11 protein-coding genes are annotated in these 16,264 nt (G+C 36.0%); 5 read left to right on the top strand and 6 right to left on the bottom strand.

Annotation, left to right across the window (positions count from 1 at the left end; genetic code table 11):
- Positions 1–64 precede the first annotated feature (64 nt).
- Positions 65–1,687 carry a CTP synthase gene (locus MWU65_RS10235; protein WP_247077660.1) on the bottom strand — a complete coding sequence of 541 codons (1,623 nt, stop codon included), beginning with the start codon at positions 1,685–1,687 and terminating at the stop codon, positions 65–67.
- 59 nt (positions 1,688–1,746) lie between these two features.
- Positions 1,747–1,980 carry a DUF3820 family protein gene (locus MWU65_RS10240; protein ID WP_247077661.1) on the bottom strand — a complete coding sequence of 78 codons (234 nt, stop codon included), beginning with the start codon at positions 1,978–1,980 and terminating at the stop codon, positions 1,747–1,749.
- Positions 1,981–2,092: 112 nt separating this feature from the next.
- Between MWU65_RS10240 and MWU65_RS10245 the strand changes: the two genes are divergently transcribed.
- Complete coding sequence (locus tag MWU65_RS10245) at positions 2,093–3,325, top strand: lipocalin family protein (RefSeq protein WP_247077663.1); 1,233 nt, start codon at positions 2,093–2,095, stop codon at positions 3,323–3,325.
- Between the two features lie 170 nt (positions 3,326–3,495).
- The gene (locus MWU65_RS10250) at positions 3,496–4,017 is read left to right on the top strand and encodes a hypothetical protein (protein WP_247077665.1); all 522 of its coding nucleotides are present in this window, start codon (positions 3,496–3,498) and stop codon (positions 4,015–4,017) included.
- Positions 4,018–4,026: 9 nt separating this feature from the next.
- Here MWU65_RS10250 and MWU65_RS10255 read toward each other — a convergent pair whose 3' ends face one another.
- The 3 genes from MWU65_RS10255 to guaA are packed head-to-tail and all read right to left on the bottom strand — an operon-like array spanning position 4,027 to position 8,479.
- Positions 4,027–4,560 carry a DUF922 domain-containing protein gene (locus tag MWU65_RS10255; RefSeq protein ID WP_247077667.1) on the bottom strand — a complete coding sequence of 178 codons (534 nt, stop codon included), beginning with the start codon at positions 4,558–4,560 and terminating at the stop codon, positions 4,027–4,029.
- 8 nt (positions 4,561–4,568) lie between these two features.
- On the bottom strand, positions 4,569–6,944 hold the full coding sequence (locus tag MWU65_RS10260; protein ID WP_247077669.1) for a LysM peptidoglycan-binding domain-containing protein: 2,376 nt from the start codon (positions 6,942–6,944) through the stop codon (positions 4,569–4,571).
- A 2-nt stretch (positions 6,945–6,946) separates the two neighbouring features.
- Positions 6,947–8,479, bottom strand: a complete 1,533-nt coding sequence (gene guaA, locus MWU65_RS10265) for a glutamine-hydrolyzing GMP synthase (protein WP_247077863.1) — start codon at positions 8,477–8,479, stop codon at positions 6,947–6,949.
- Positions 8,480–8,672: 193 nt separating this feature from the next.
- Between guaA and MWU65_RS10270 the strand changes: the two genes are divergently transcribed.
- The 3 genes from MWU65_RS10270 (at position 8,673) to MWU65_RS10280 (ending at position 14,772) form a co-directional block, all read left to right on the top strand.
- The gene (locus MWU65_RS10270) at positions 8,673–10,535 is read left to right on the top strand and encodes a tetratricopeptide repeat protein (protein WP_247077671.1); all 1,863 of its coding nucleotides are present in this window, start codon (positions 8,673–8,675) and stop codon (positions 10,533–10,535) included.
- A 227-nt stretch (positions 10,536–10,762) separates the two neighbouring features.
- The gene (locus tag MWU65_RS10275; protein ID WP_247077673.1) at positions 10,763–12,709 is read left to right on the top strand and encodes a thiol-activated cytolysin family protein; all 1,947 of its coding nucleotides are present in this window, start codon (positions 10,763–10,765) and stop codon (positions 12,707–12,709) included.
- Positions 12,710–13,023: 314 nt separating this feature from the next.
- Positions 13,024–14,772 (top strand): hypothetical protein, encoded by a 1,749-nt coding sequence (locus MWU65_RS10280; RefSeq protein ID WP_247077674.1) that lies wholly within the window; start codon positions 13,024–13,026, stop codon positions 14,770–14,772.
- A 120-nt stretch (positions 14,773–14,892) separates the two neighbouring features.
- Here the strand turns inward: MWU65_RS10280 and MWU65_RS10285 are convergent, their stop codons facing one another.
- Positions 14,893–16,263: an aminotransferase class V-fold PLP-dependent enzyme gene (locus tag MWU65_RS10285; protein WP_247077676.1), complete on the bottom strand. Its 1,371-nt coding sequence runs from the start codon at positions 16,261–16,263 to the stop codon at positions 14,893–14,895.
- Position 16,264 lies beyond the last annotated feature (1 nt).

Here is a 16,264-nt window from a genome sequence, read left to right on the forward strand (position 1 = left end):
GTATAATTTTTATCGGTTGCAAATATATGCCCATTTGTACACTTTATGCCAAAGTGACATTCTTTTATTGGTTTTTATGTACTAAAGCTGCTTTTACTAAAGCTACAAATAATGGATGCGGATTGGCTACTGTACTTTTATATTCAGGATGATACTGTACACCAATAAACCAAGGGTGTTCCTCTTTAGAAAGTTCTACAACTTCTACCAGGCCAGTTTCCTTGTTGATACCGGAAGCAATTAAGCCTGCATTTTCAAGTTGCTCCTTATACGCATTATTAAACTCATAGCGATGTCTATGACGTTCAGAAATATCTGATTTACCCTCATAAACCTCTTGCACTAAGGTGTTGTCCTTTAAATGACAATCCCAAGACCCCAAGCGCATTGTACCACCTTTATTAACAACATTTTTTTGCTCTTCCATTAAGTTAATAACAGGAGTTGTCGTCGCTTCATCCATTTCTGTGGAATTAGCATCCTTTAATCCGAGTACATTTCTAGAAAATTCTATCACCGCCATTTGCATTCCTAAACAGATACCCAAAAATGGAATCTTATTTTCTCTCGCATATTGTACCGCTTTTATTTTACCTTCTATTCCTCTTTCTCCAAAGCCTGGTGCAACTAAAATAGCGTCTAATCCTTCTAACTTTTTAACACCCTTTTTCCCTAAAATATGTTCCGAATGAATTGATATGACCTCTACTTTTACCTCATTTTCTGCACCGGCATGAATAAAGGATTCTAAAATAGATTTATAAGAGTCTTGTAATTCCACATATTTGCCCACAAGACCTATGGTAACTTGATCCTTAGGATTCTTATGTCTTGTTAAAAATTGATTCCATCTTGTTAAATCTGGAATTTCTGTATCTGGCAACTGTAATCTTTCTAAAACAACAGTATCTAAACCTTCTTCTTGCATAAGCAAAGGCACATCATAAATTGTAGAAGCATCTATAGATTGTATTACGGCTTCCCGCTTCACATTGCAAAACAAGGCAAGTTTATGCTTTATCTCATCAGAGATTTCATGCTCTGTTCTACAGACCAAAATATCTGCCTTAATTCCGCTTTCCATTAATGTTTTTACAGAATGTTGCGTGGGTTTCGTTTTTAATTCTCCCGCGGCAGAAAGATAAGGCACTAGTGTTAAGTGTATTACAATACCGTTATGTTCTCCAAGTTCCCATAACAATTGGCGTACAGCCTCTATATAAGGCAAAGACTCTATATCACCTACTGTACCACCTATTTCGGTAATCACAATATCATAATCTCCGCTATTGCCCAAGATTTGTACTCGTTCCTTAATTTCATTTGTGATATGAGGAACAACCTGAACTGTTTTTCCTAGGAATTCACCACGGCGTTCTTTTTCAATTACACTTTGATAGATTCTACCTGTGGTAACATTATTGGCTTGAGATGTTCTAACATTTAGGAATCTTTCATAATGACCTAAATCTAAATCTGTTTCGGCACCATCGTCCGTAACATAGCATTCTCCATGCTCATAGGGGTTTAATGTTCCTGGATCCACATTAATATATGGATCTAATTTTTGAATTGTGGTTCGGTATCCTCTAGCTTGAAGTAATTTGGCTAAAGATGCTGCAATAATTCCTTTTCCTAGGGAAGATGTAACCCCTCCGGTTACAAAAATATACTTAGTGTTCGACATGGAGCGTTAGGTTGTTTTCTTAACGCAAGCAAAAATACAAATTGCTTCTAGAACGAAGTCTATTCTTTGGGAAAATCTTTCTGAATTTTTAGAATAATATCTTCTAACCCATTAATTTTGATTTCCAGCATCGATTTTAACAAAATTCCTAGCTTTCCCTCAGGAAACCCTTTTTGATTAAACCAAACCAAGTAAGGTTCAGGTAAATGCACCAAATACCATCCTTTGTACTTCCCAAAAGGCATTCTATAATGTGCAAGCTCAATTAATTTACTCGAATTATTTTTTAACATATTATAAAAATCCAAAAATGGTTTTGCTCCGTAAATAAACTAATGTAATATTGCATAATTATCTGATAAAGATAAAATTAAACACCATTAAAGTTTATTAAACCCCAAAATTATGAAAAATTTATTTGTCTTATTTCTTTTAGCGACACTATTAACTGCATCCTGCTCTAAAGACGGAGAACAATTGTTAGATTTAATCGAGCAAGGTAACAATGACGATGATGATGATACCATTTTAGATACGGACAATGATGGTGTCTCTGATGAAGATGAAAAAGCAGATGGCACAGACCCAACTAAGGCTGATACTGATGGAGACGGAATAAATGATGGGGATGAAAAAAACGACAAAACAAACCCTTTGGTTGCTGATACGGATGAAGATGGCGTACATGACGGGGATGAAAAAACAGATGGCACCAATCCGCTTGTAGCAGATACTGATGAAGATGGAGTAAAGGATGGTATTGAAAAAACAGACGGTACAGACCCTTTAAAGTCAGATACAGATAAAGATGGTATTAGCGATGGTGATGAAAAAGCAGATGGTACTAATCCTTTAAAATTAGATTCTGATGACGACGGAATTAATGACGGCGAAGAGAAAACAAATAAAACCAATCCACTAAACGCTGATTCTGATGAAGATGGAATATCTGATGGAGATGAAGCAACGGACGGAACAAACCCTTTACAAGCGGATACGGATGGCGATGGTGTCACAGATGGACAAGAGAAAAGTGACAATACAGATCCCATAGACAGCTGTTCTCTTATATTAAACAGTCAAACACTTGCACCTCAGGCTGCGTGGACTACTTTAGATTGTGATGGCGATGGAGTAAACAATATTAATGAAATTAATGCAGGAACAGATCCTCTAGTAGCAGATGTTGTTGCAGAAGCATCACCACTAGTTGGTACTTGGGTACTTGTTAGCGCTACTATCAATGATGGCACGGCAACCACTGTAGTTGCAAACCAAACATACTCCTTATCGTATACTGCAAGTTCTACTAACGAAAACTCCCAAGCCACCTTTTCTGAAAATCCGAATGAGATTGTGAGCAATGGCGATTATACAACGATTATTAATTTTAATTTTCTAGGCACTGACTACTCTGAAACATTAACCTCAGCAAGTCCTTTGACCACTGGAGATTGGAACGTTGAAAATGATGAATTGCAACTTTCTGCTAATGAGATAGTAGATGGCAATTACGAAATAGTAACCTTAACAGATAGTAGTTTAATACTAAAAACACCTATTAACCGAGTAATTAGAACTGGCGGGGTAGATTTAGACACCAAGGGAACTCTAGTAATTACGCTTAGTAAACAATAATATTTTTTCAAATCATAAAAAAAGGGCTGCATTTTTAAAATGCAGCCCTTTTTTATTTTAAAATAAGAAATGCTACACCTTTACCTAATTACACATGAACCACATAAATAATAAGATTCTATTTTTTTATTTATCTTTAATTACTTATAATTTTTTAACAGTTAAATTTTATGAATTATTTAAAACATTTATTTATACTATTTTCTATAATTACAAGCATTAGTTGCAGTAGTGATAATAATGATTCAGACAACACTTCAAGGGCAAAAGGAACCATAACACTTAGTGGAGAAGAAACATCTGCAGTGGGAACTAGTCTAAAGGTTGAAAATATAGTGGTTGGTAGTGCACAAACAGGAACAGCTAAATCCGTAACATTACTCCATAAAAATATAAAAGTTGAAAATGGTGAATTAAACTTTACGGATCCAGATAATACTTTTATCATAGTTACGGCTCAATTTGAAAATACAGACAATTCCGATGCTGCTAGAACAATATCTATGGCCATTAATGTTAACGGAGAAGAATATAAATTTGCATGTTCAACGCCAGAGGTGGGCACATTTGTTAATTGCGGGGATAACTTTAATGTTAATCAATCAGGGAAAATAATAACGTTTAACAACACAACCGTTATTAACACAAAATCAGGGAAAATTTTAACAATGAATGGTAGCATTTCTTGGTAAAAACACCCATTATTTTTTATTCAATTCTATTGCTATTCTTTTGTTCCATTCTAATTGTTTTTCCAGATCCCTGGAGTAATTTGTAGCCGTATCATAGGCATTTTGATAGGCTGCCAATTCAGTATTTATTTTTTTATAGATTTTCCGTATCTGCCCTTTAGTAGCTTTAGTAACTTTAATAGTAGCTAATTGTTTACGCATTTTACGAGCATACAACTCTGTTATATCAAAATGCAGTTGCTCATGACTTAAAGTCAACGCATCACATTGATCTGCTTTATACCAGGAATCATTTGGATAAAAATAGGTAGAAACAGTATAATCCAGCGCAACAGAACCATTTTCTACAAAGGAAGAGTACGTATAAGATAATCCACTTGCTGTAATAGCCGCAGCATCATGTCCAACAGGAGGTATTCCTTTAAAATCTGCCCAAACTAGTCTGTGGTTTTCTTTCCAAAAAATGCCCTCATCACCTTGCGAGTAAGCTGTTTGGGAGATTAGCACAATAATTAGAACACCTACTACTTTAGGAAGAAACATTTTATTACCTATTCTTGAATTGGAGGGTTTACTTCTGCGATATTCATATCATTATACTGCATAATATAAACTGCTGTATTGGTGTATCCCGCATTCCTATTGTTTGTATAATTAAATTTATTGGCCATATATTCGGTTTCACCAACAATTTTAGAAGTTTCAAACATATCATTTTTATAGGCTAACTTTAAAAGCACATCTAACATAATATCAAAACCTCTTGTTGCATATTTATCAGGACTAGCACCAAACTTAGTTGTGTATAATTTTACAAACTCATTATCACTTACTTCTCTATGTATAGATGGGTATGTAAAATTTAAATTAGACAGCACCATATTATCAACTTCATCCCTATCAAATGCCTTATTTAGATTGGTAGTAAACATCCGCACCACGGTTTCTTTGGTATTAAATGAATTAAGTACAGAACTGGCGTGCTTAGATAATGCAATATTACTTGTTTCTAGAAAAACCCAATTCTCCCTTGTTTTTGACACCAACCGTTCTAGCTTATCAATATGAATGGTTAGGTTATCAATTAAGGTTACAACCTTTGCATTTGGGTACTTCGCAAGGATTAAATCGCTTGTCTTCTTGTTTTCAGCATCTGCAATTACAATAATATTTTCATCTGTATAAGCCTTTGAAACATACTCTAGCATTTTTTCTCGCAAGCGATTGTCTGATGGCATCGCATAAAAAACATTTTTAAACCCTAGTTGCTCTTCAGAAACATAAGGTGCTATTACTGGTACATTATAAAAAGAGGCCTTTTTTGCAACTTCTTGAATAGACCTTGAGTCTAGCGGCCCCATAATTGCACTATATTCGTTTAAATTTTCTCTTGCTAAAATCTCTCTAATCACAGCTACACTTTTTGTAGATTGGGTATCATAGGTTTGAACATCAACAGACAACCCTTTAGCTTTTATATACTCTAAAGCCAGTTGCATCCCAGAATACAACCCTAAACTTAGGTTTGTATCAGTCCTTCGCTCAATTCCTATCTTAGTAGCGGAGGTATCATTTACATTCAAAATATCCGTTCTAAAGGGCAGCAACACCATTACTTTAGGCCTATAGGCAACATTAATACTATCTAACAAGTTTATTTTTGGTAGTATAAGGGAGTTTTTAATAGTAAAGTCTTCGCTTTTATATTTAGGAAGTTTTAAAACCATTCCCACTTTAATTCCATCCTCTAAGGCTGGATTATACGTTTTAAGTTCTGTAAAAGTAACCCCTAAATCTCTACTTAATGCTAATTCTCCCTGTCCTTGTCTTACTACATAAAAAATAAAGTTTTCTGCATTTACAGCTCCCTTACTTTCTTCCAATTGTTTTTTAAGTGTTGGGATTTTAATTTGCATTCCTTCTTGAAGGCCTCTAACTACCACAGGAGGATTCAATTCTTTAATTGTATTCTCAGATACACCATATGCTTTTTCTAAACTATAAAAAGTCATTTTCGCTGGAATAGTATACATAAAAAAAGAAGGTGTATTTGGTGTTGTATTTTGTGCCAAACTATCTCTTACATTTATATTCCTTTCTGGTATCTGTAAGCGCTGTCCTTCTGCCAAGTAATCTGTTGCTTTAGGCAATTCAGGGTTTAACAGTAAAAGGCTATCTATAGTGATCCCAAATTTATTTGCAATACTCCAACGCGTCTCTTTGGCTTTTACTGTATAGGTTGCAATAACAACTTCTTCTTCAATTACCTCAAGGTAGTGCGGAATTCTCAATTCCATTCCTTTCTTAACACCTGAGGCATATAAACTTTTATTGTATTGTTTTATTTGATCTTGACTAATATTAAACTGCTTCGCTATACCGTATAAAGTTTCTCTCCTTTTTACTTTATAGGTCGTAAAACTATCGGGCTTAGTTGTTACCGCTACTTCTGTAGAAGGTAGCCCCGTAAGATTCACTTTTCTATATACCGGAATTTTTAATTCCATTCCTTTTTTAAGTTGAGAAGAATACAATATTGTATTGTACTTTTTTATGTCCTCTTCTTTTACATTGTAATCTTTGGCAAGGCGATAAAGGGTTTCTTTTCGTGAGGTTTTATGGTTTATAAATCGGATCGGTTCTTCTTGAGCTATAGTTTCCTCCTGGGGCAATGCAGTTGTTACTACAGCCTTTTTTTTATCTAAGGGAACAATTAAAATAGTATTAACAGTAAGGCTCTGACCTTTTTTTATCTCTTTATTATACACTAGAATATCTTCTATGGCAACATTGTATGTTTTAGAAATACTCGCTAGAGACTCTCCTTCTTTTACGGCATGGGTCTTGTATTTTTGGGCATACGTAATGGAACTTACTAAAAGAACTGTAAAAAGTGAAACTACTGTTTTTAAAATTTTATTACTCATAATTATTCCCATTCAATAGTCGCTGGTGGTTTAGAGCTAATATCATATACTACTCTATTAACACCCTTAACTTTATTAATTATATTATTCGAGACTTTTTGCAAAAACTCATAGGGCAAATTAACCCAATCTGCAGTCATACCATCGGTACTTTCAACCGCACGTAAAGCTACACATTTTTCATAAGTGCGTTCATCTCCCATAACTCCTACACTATTTACGGGTAAAAGTATCGCTCCGGCCTGCCAAACTTTATCATAAAGGCCACTTTTTTTCAATTCCCCAATAAAAACGGCATCTACCTCTTGTAAAATTGCTACTTTTTCTGGTGTAATATCTCCTAAAATACGAATTGCCAATCCAGGACCCGGAAAAGGATGACGACCTAAAAGATCTTTTTCCATTCCCATTGACGCACCTACACGTCTTACCTCATCTTTAAATAAAGCCTTTAATGGCTCTACTATTTTCAATTTCATATAATCTGGTAATCCGCCTACATTGTGATGACTTTTAATGGTTGCACTGGGCCCTCCTGTTGCAGAAACACTTTCTATCACATCTGGATAAATAGTTCCTTGAGCCAACCAGCTTACACCTTGTATTTGGTGTGCTTCATCATCAAACACTTCTATAAACACTCTCCCAATTGCTTTCCGCTTTTCCTCCGGATCACTCAACCCAGCTAAGGCATCCAAAAAACGTGCCGAAGCATCAACGCCTTTCACATTTAAGCCCATTCCCTTGTACTGTTCAAGTACATCTGTAAACTCATTTTTACGCAATAAACCGTTATTTACAAAAATGCAATACAGGTTTTCACCGATTGCCTTATGCAACAACATAGCGGCTACGGAAGAATCTACACCGCCAGAAAGACCTAGAACAACCTTGTCGTTGCCCAATTTAGCTTTTAAGCCTGCTACTGTCTCTTCCACAAAACTATCTGGTGTCCAATCGGCATTCACTCCTGCTATGCTTACTAAAAAGTTTTCCAACAATTGCTTCCCATCTGTAGAGTGATATACTTCGGGGTGAAACTGAATTGCATAGGTAGTTTCTCCTTCAATTTTATAGGCCGCATTTTCTACATCATGTGTACTTGCTAATAAAGTTCCGTTGGTTGGCAATGACTTAATTGTATCACTATGGCTCATCCAAACTTGACTACCAACACTTACATTTTTAAGAAATTCATCTTCTTTTACAAAACTTAGATTGGCTCTACCGTATTCTCTTGTATTAGAAGGCGCTACTTCACCCCCTGAAAAATGTGCCAAATACTGGGCGCCGTAACATACGGCCAGCATCGGTTTTTCTCCCCGAATACCCTTTAGTTCTGGATGAAAAGCTTCTTCTGAACGTACAGACATTGGGCTTCCTGAAAGGATAACCGCCTTGTAGTCTTCTAAATTAGCTGGAATTTTATTGAATGGATGAATTTCGGAATATATGTTGAGTTCTCTAACTCTACGGGCAATTAGTTGTGTGTATTGCGATCCGAAGTCTAATATTAATACCTTGTCATGTTGCATGCGCAAAAATAGCAATTGATTTTTAATGAGGAATGACGAAATCCAATTTTTTATTTAATTTTTTAACCCCTAAAAAAACATTTAAAATTATGTTTGTTTTAGGTTGTACCCCTTTTGTCTACCCTCAAAATTGTTGAATCTTCATTTTAGTATTATCTTTATAGGAGTTACCCGATCCTTTAACACACAGGTTATGAAACACTTACAACTAGCATTCCTATTCCTTTTTTCGCTGTGTATGCATTCTCAAAATACTAAGCGCATTGATAGCCTAAAGTCTGAGTTACAAAATAGAACACAGGTTGACTCTATTACCGTGGCCCTGTTATCCACACTCTCTGAAGCACTTATGTTTTCACAACCCAAAGAAGCTAGAAGCTATGCTCTTAAAGAAATAGAGACTGCAAAAAAAATAGGATTTAGGAAGGGTATTGCATCTGGCAATATGCATTTGGGCAATTATTATGGCAATAGAAATGAAAATGATTCTGCCCTTTACTATTTCAACATCGCAAAAAAACACTTCAAAGAAATTAAAAGTACAAGAGGCCTTATTTTTATAAATCACTCCTTATCCGTGATTCAGGAGTCGACTGGTAATTTAGATGAAGCAATTCGTATTACCAAAGAAACATTAAAGTTGATTGAGGAGCATGAAGAGGACGGGGATTTAAAAACAAAATTTATTGGCGCACAGCATAATGCACTCGCTAACCGATATATAGAAAAAGGCAATTTTAAAATTGCATTAATTGAAGCGTTTAAGGCCTTAGAGTGTTTTGAAGCCATACAGCATAAATCTAGGAAAGCCGATGTTATAAAACAAATAGGGGATATTGAGTCTGGCCTAGAAAATCATGATTCCTCCATTACATATTTCAATCAAGCTATTGAAATTTATAAAAATTTAGGGGAAAAAATATATTTAGCCTACACCTATAATTCCCTTGGCATCTCTTACCAAAATTTAAAAAATTACGAAAAGGCCAAAGCATCCTATAATTTAGCCATAACATTTGCTAAAGAGGTTGAAGATAAATCGGCACTCACTAATGCCTATAATAATTTGGCAGGGTTGGAAATAATTAATAAAAACTATTCCATAGCAAAACAGTTATTAATTGAAGCTCAAAAAATAGCAGAAGAAGAAAATCTTCAATTAAGTTTAGCAAGTGCTTATGAAGGTTTGTCTCAAGTAGCCTATCATTTAAATACCTATGCTGAAGCTTTGCATAAAAACAACCAAGCCATAACCCTCTCAAAAAAAAATGGAACCTTACCACATTTACAAGGTCTTTATACATTTCGATCTAAAATACTAGAAGCTTTAAACCAAAATAAAGAAGCCATTTTTTACCTAAAAGCATCGCAAAAAATCAACGATAGCCTGTTTTCAAGCAATAAAACGCAACAAATAGAAGAGCTAAAGGCCATTTACGAAACAGAAAAAAAGGAACAACAAATCAAAAATCAAAAAAAAGAAATTGAACTTTTAAATGTAAAAGGAAGAGTGAATAACTTACAGCGATTGCTCCTAGGGTTTGGTTTACTACTAGCTTTAATTGCTGTATATGCTTTTTACCAAAGGAACAAACGAAATAAAATGGCTAAAGAACAAGCCGAATTGGAAGTAGAATTTAAAACCAAAGAACTTACCACCCGCGCCCTACATTTGGCCAAAAAGAATGAAGTATTAAATGATTTAAAGGAAAAAGCGAAAGTGCTTAAAGCAGATGCCAATGCCGACCCTGGCTATCAAATGTTGATACAAACCATTAATTTTGATTTACAAGATGATAACAACTGGGATAATTTTAGTAAATATTTTGAAGAAGTTCATAAAGACTTCAATTCTAACGCACAACAGCAATTTCCGAACATCACTTCTAACGATTTGCGTTTAATGGCCTTAATAAAAATGAATCTTTCCTCGAAAGAGATTGCCAATATTTTAAATATTTCAAGTGATGGCATTAAAAAATCAAGGCAACGTCTTCGTAAGAAAATGGGAATTGAATCCAATGACTCTTTAGAGGCAATTGTTATCGCCATTTAGCATATTTTACAAAACTAAAACCCTTTGAAACACCTGTAAATACAGGTGTTTTTTGTGTACCCCTTTTGTACCCACTACTTTTTTTGATTATGACAATCAAGCGTTTATGTTTGTGGTGTCATTAGTTTGACATCAGCGTTTTTGTGTGACTTGTTTAAAAGTACTGCAGGCATATTTTGAGCAAGTTATTCACAAAACAAAAGGTATAATCACAAAATACGCATATTATGAAAACTCAGCAAAGATTAGTACAAAATCTAATAGCCATACTTTTTTTAGTAGTGACTATTGCATGTAGCAAAGATGATGGGCCAACAGAAGAGCCCATTGAAGCTACCACTTTTACGGAAGTGATCGCATTAGGAGGAGATAATTTTGATGATATTCCTCCAAACCGGACAGAAATGGTTGTAGATACTGTAGCCATAAAAAATCAAGATGCTCGTACAGCAGACCCGAATAAAACGGAACGTTTTATTTGTACAACCACCAAAGTTAGCATCCTTGATGGTAATGACCAATTTTCGATGTTTAACCCCAATGCATCTGTTATTTACCCTGGCAGTTTGCTACAAGGCAAGACGCTCGAAAATGCCACTCCATCACCTATTGTGGTAAAACGAGCGGGAGGAACCGTTTCTTACAACATCATAGATGGAAACTTAAATTCTACCTTCTCTGTTGATGAAGTTTCAAAAAGTAGCATCCAGGACGCCATGAATAATATCATTAACGGATCAGTTAGCGATGGTGACACGGATGTTCCCGGAAATTTTAGCATGAAAATAAAACGTATTCAATCTAAAGAACAACTTGCGGTTGAACTTGGCTTAAAAATAAAGAGCCTTACTACAAAAGTAGACGCTAGCTTTTCTTTAAATAAAAGCTCCGATTACAATAGCTTTTTAATTAAGCTTAACCAAAATTACTATACTATGGATTTTGATCTTCCAACCAGTATTGACCAGGTGTTTGATGAAAGTGTAACCCCTGCGCAATTAGCTACTTATGTACAAGCAGATAATCCTGCTACTTTTATTTCCCAGGTAACCTACGGAAGGGTTTTTTACATGTTGTTTGAATCTACCTCTTTGAGCACTACCATAGAATCCAAGCTTAGTTTGGGGTATAATGCAATTGCCGCTACAGGTAAAGGTAAAATAGAGTTTGATAAATTTAGTAGTCTTGAAAATCTTTCGCTAAAAGTAATAGCCTATGGAGGAAACGCTTCTGAAACTATTGATGCCGTTGCAAGTTTTACGGACAATAATAATATTGGAGATTTTTTATCAGAAGTAGGAAAAAGCACAGATATTAGAACTGGCTTACCGCTGTCTTATGAGGTTAGAAGTGTAGAGCGTCCAGATATTGTTGTAGGTAGCAAGATTGCCACTGAATACGATGTAACCCAATGCGAACTAAAAGGCGTTTTACCTCCAGGTGGGTATAGTGCACTAACTGATATTTTTAAGGAGGACGAAGATGGTGGAGGCATAGGCGCTATGGTACAGGTTGCAAAAAGCAATGTCCTAATATTTAACAAACTAGGATCAAAATACGTCTGGTACAACGGAGTTACCGGTACCATAAAAGGAACATTTAATATCACAGATGCCAATTCCCCTTTAGGCGTAATTCCCCTTGATAATGTAGGTGCCGCGACCCAGTTAAGTGATGTACGTATTTACTTCTTTGACAAGACAGGTTTAGCGGCAAATAGATTTAAGTATAATAAAAGTGATGCCGGGCTAGGAACAAACGGGGATGCACCTTCAACCCCGATAGGCGTTTTTCTCGATACAAAAGAAAACCCATTTACTGTGAATGACAGTTTTGGGGATTCAGATAACTTTCCTTTCGTAAATAGAGGGTTTGAAGCTGGAGTACGTACTGGGGATACCACATTTGGTTTTTTTGGAAAACCTGGTAATGAGTACTCTGTTTATAGCGCAGGAGGTCTTTGGGGTCCAATTAAAGACAATGATACTTGGTGGGACAGTAATCTTAACGTTACTGGAAGTCCAACACTTTTTGATAGTGTTAGTGCAGCAACCTACATCGAATTTTCTGATAGTACAGGAAGATGGCTTTTTGTAAATGGAGACGGCTCTGAAATCATGGAGTACCAGTCAATTCCAACTAGAAAGTTTGAAGGACCTTGGGTCATAAATTAAGTAGAGTTACAATAATCAAAAGCTCTAACCACAAGCAGGTTAGAGCTTTTGTATTCATTTTACAAATACCAACTTAAGCTTAGGCAATAAGTTAATACTTTAACCCCTTAAAACACCTGTAATTACAGGTGTTTTTTTTGTGTACCCCTTTTGTACCCAGCGCTTTTTTTGATTAAGAAAATTAGTCATATAAGTTTGTCTTGTCATTAAGTTGACAACCACCGTTTTTGTGGTGTCTTGTTCAAAAGGGCTGCAGACCTTCTTTGAGCAAGTCGCACAAAACGCTATTGACAAAACCACAAAAAAATTTAATTATGGAATCTTTAAAAAAATTGTGCAATCGGCCCATATCTGTAAAAAAGTATTTCGGGGATACATTATTTATGACCATACTTTTGAGTGTCATTTGTATAACCGTTGTGATGTCTTGTTCTAAAGAAGATAGTCCTTCTGTCAGCAACGAAGCTGATGATAACCTTATTTTATCGGAAGGTCAAATTACAGAAAGTGATTTTGAAACCTATACTGGTGAAATCGGTATTATTTTGGATGCTCGACCTATTGCAAAAAAAGGACATAAACCAACACAGGTAACCATTAATGTAGTTGCCGAACAGGGTAATTATACTCAAACGGTACCAATTGATGAATATTCGTTTGTAGGCCAACTTAAATTACCTTTGGAAAACCTGAGTGATCCCGCAAAAAAAGAACTTACAGAAGGCGTAAACATTACAGCTGAATATAAAGATGAAAGCGGTAATGTTATCTACATAGAACCAGCGTTTACCCGTTCTTTTAAATCAAACCCGGAGGCCAGAAAAGCCAATACAGTAAACCTCGAGGAAACTGAAGAAAACCGGAAGTTAACCCTAAGTGAAAACACCACATACTACATTCAGCGTATGAAAGATGATGGCACTGCAGATAACGCAGCTTGGAGACATCTCTCTAGTGTAGGTTACAGCGATGTTATAACAGCAAACCCAACAGAATTTAATGGAAATGAACCAGATCGAGCTTTTACTTTTGTACCAATTCCTGGCGAAATGAATATGTATGCCATAAGGCATGCAGAATCATTGCGGTATATAAAATTAGGATCTGTAGCCGTAAGCACTGGTCTATATAATGGCTCTCATCTTGGACCTAGATTTAGCGAAACCACATCTTTTTCGAAAATTCAAGAAGCAAGTGATTATGACAACTTTAAGTTTAAATTTGAACAAACAGATGATGGTAGCTATATTATAAAATCAGTCTCAGAAAACTTGCCTATTAACCAAATTGAAGGCTTTGGATTATCTGTGAGCCCATCTGTATCAAACGCTGCTACATTCCCTATTAAAATTATTAGTGCCGATACGAGAACTTGGCGTATAGTTTCTACGAATGTAGAATGGAAAGTTACCAATATTGGCACATCATTTGAAGAACCTATACTACCCCCAGCTGAGACTGGAATTAGCTTTAGTAGTACCTTAAACAATTGTGGTAGCGGTACCTTAAAGCAAATTGTAGGTGTTGAGGATAGTGATACCCATACAAATTCTGTTGGTTGGGAAGAAACCTTATCTATGAGCACCTCGAATACCGTAAGTGTCTCAGCCACCGTAAGCGTTGGATTTGAAGCAAAGTTTTTTGGAACTGGTGGTGATTATAATTTATCCTTAACGGCAGGGTATGAACATAGTTGGTCATCAACTCAAGAAAATTCACATTGGAAAGATATGACTGAAGAGAAAAAAACCACTTTAGCCTCTAAACGAGAGGTAATAGTACCCGCAGGAAAAGCGACCGAAGTGTATGACGTTTACCAATTCTATCCAAACACCAAAGTAAATTTTGCACAACGAATGCGTGTTGAGGGTTTTGACGCTAAAACAAACACCCCTTTAACAGGAAATGAAATCAAAACACTGTTCTATCTAAATAAATTTAATGGCGTTATTACTTCTATTGAGCAAAATTCTATACTCATCACGCTAAAAGGTACGGTAACCTTACAAAAGATTATTGAAACTGAAAGCAACGCACAAGATGTTCCGGCTAATTGTAAATAGCCTAAAAACAAGAGAGGAAGTGTTTCTTTAAATTCACTTCCTCTACTTTTATCACTTATCCTCCCTAATGGATTAGTACCGTATGTGCAACCCCAATTGTCAATGAGAGTATTGAGCACTTTAAACCATAGAATCTAATATCAGTTCAATGTCTTTTTCAGTGGTATCTGGATTTATAAAACAGAAGCGGGAAACGGTTTCAAATGCATCTCCTTGTTTCCATTTTGTTGGGGTTACCAAGGCAAACCCTTTTTTATGATTTTCATAGGTCCAATGTGTATAATCTTCAGCTTTCCAACCTTTTCTTCTGTACAAGACACAAGACAAACTTGGTGCTCGTACCAATTCTAAATCCGGATGCTCTTCGATCATTTTTCCTGCGATTTGAGCAAGCTCCAGTCCGCGTTCTACAGCTGTTTTATACCTGTCCGTTCCATGCATAGCCAAGGAAAACCACAAAGGCAATCCACGAACACGACGTGTTAATTGTATTTGGTAATCTGTTGGATTAAAACCGTGCGCACCTTCATCTTTAAAGATATCTAGATATGAACCTTGTTGCGCATGTGCATTTTTAGCCAGTTGCATATTTTTATAGATCACTGCACCACAATCATAAGGAGAAAACATCCATTTGTGTGGATCTATAGTAATGCTATCTGCCTTTTCAATACCATTGAATAAATGTCGTACAGAATCGGCCACCAAAGCCCCTCCGCCATAAGCGGCGTCTATATGAAACCACAAGGCTTCCTTTTCACATACGGTTGCAATACCACTTAAATCATCAATAATACCTGCATTTGTTGTACCCCCTGTAGCCACAACCGCAAACAGCCGCTTCCGTTCTTTTTCGGATAAATTGGCAATGGTATGTTCCAAATCAGATTGTAACAAACAATCTTCAGAATCTATTAAAAGAATATCTACATCGATAACCTTGGCCATGGCTTTCACTGAAGAATGCGCCCCAATGGATGTAATAATTAATCCTTTTTCACCTCTGTTTTCTTCTTTTTCACGCCAATGTTCCCTTGCCGTAACCAAGGCCGATAAATTAGCCGCTGTTCCGCCACTGGTAAAAACTCCAAAAGCACCTTCTGGTAAACCGGTTAAGGAGACAATCCATTTCATTGCTTCGTTTTCACAAAAAATACCTCCTGCGCCTTCCATCCAATAAGCACCGTGAATACTGGAGGCAGAGGTAACCAAATCAAACATAACCGCCGCCTTCGTTGGAGATGCAGGCACAAATGCCAAATGTCTTGGATGATCTACTTGCACATTGGCATTGGCCAAATGTTTTTTCCAAAGGTTAAACGCATTTTCACCGCCAATACCCTTATTTGTAATTGTTTCACCAACTAAATTTTTTAATTCTTCGGCTTTTAAAGGCTTGCCAATGTCTCTTTTTGTAGCTGAAATTCTATCAATGGCATATTTCATGACATCCATTGTCATTTCTACCAAACCTATATCTATTTTATGCATT

The organism is Cellulophaga sp. F20128 (genome assembly GCF_023015805.1).
In the GTDB taxonomy this organism is placed as follows: Bacteria; Bacteroidota; Bacteroidia; order Flavobacteriales; family Flavobacteriaceae; genus Cellulophaga.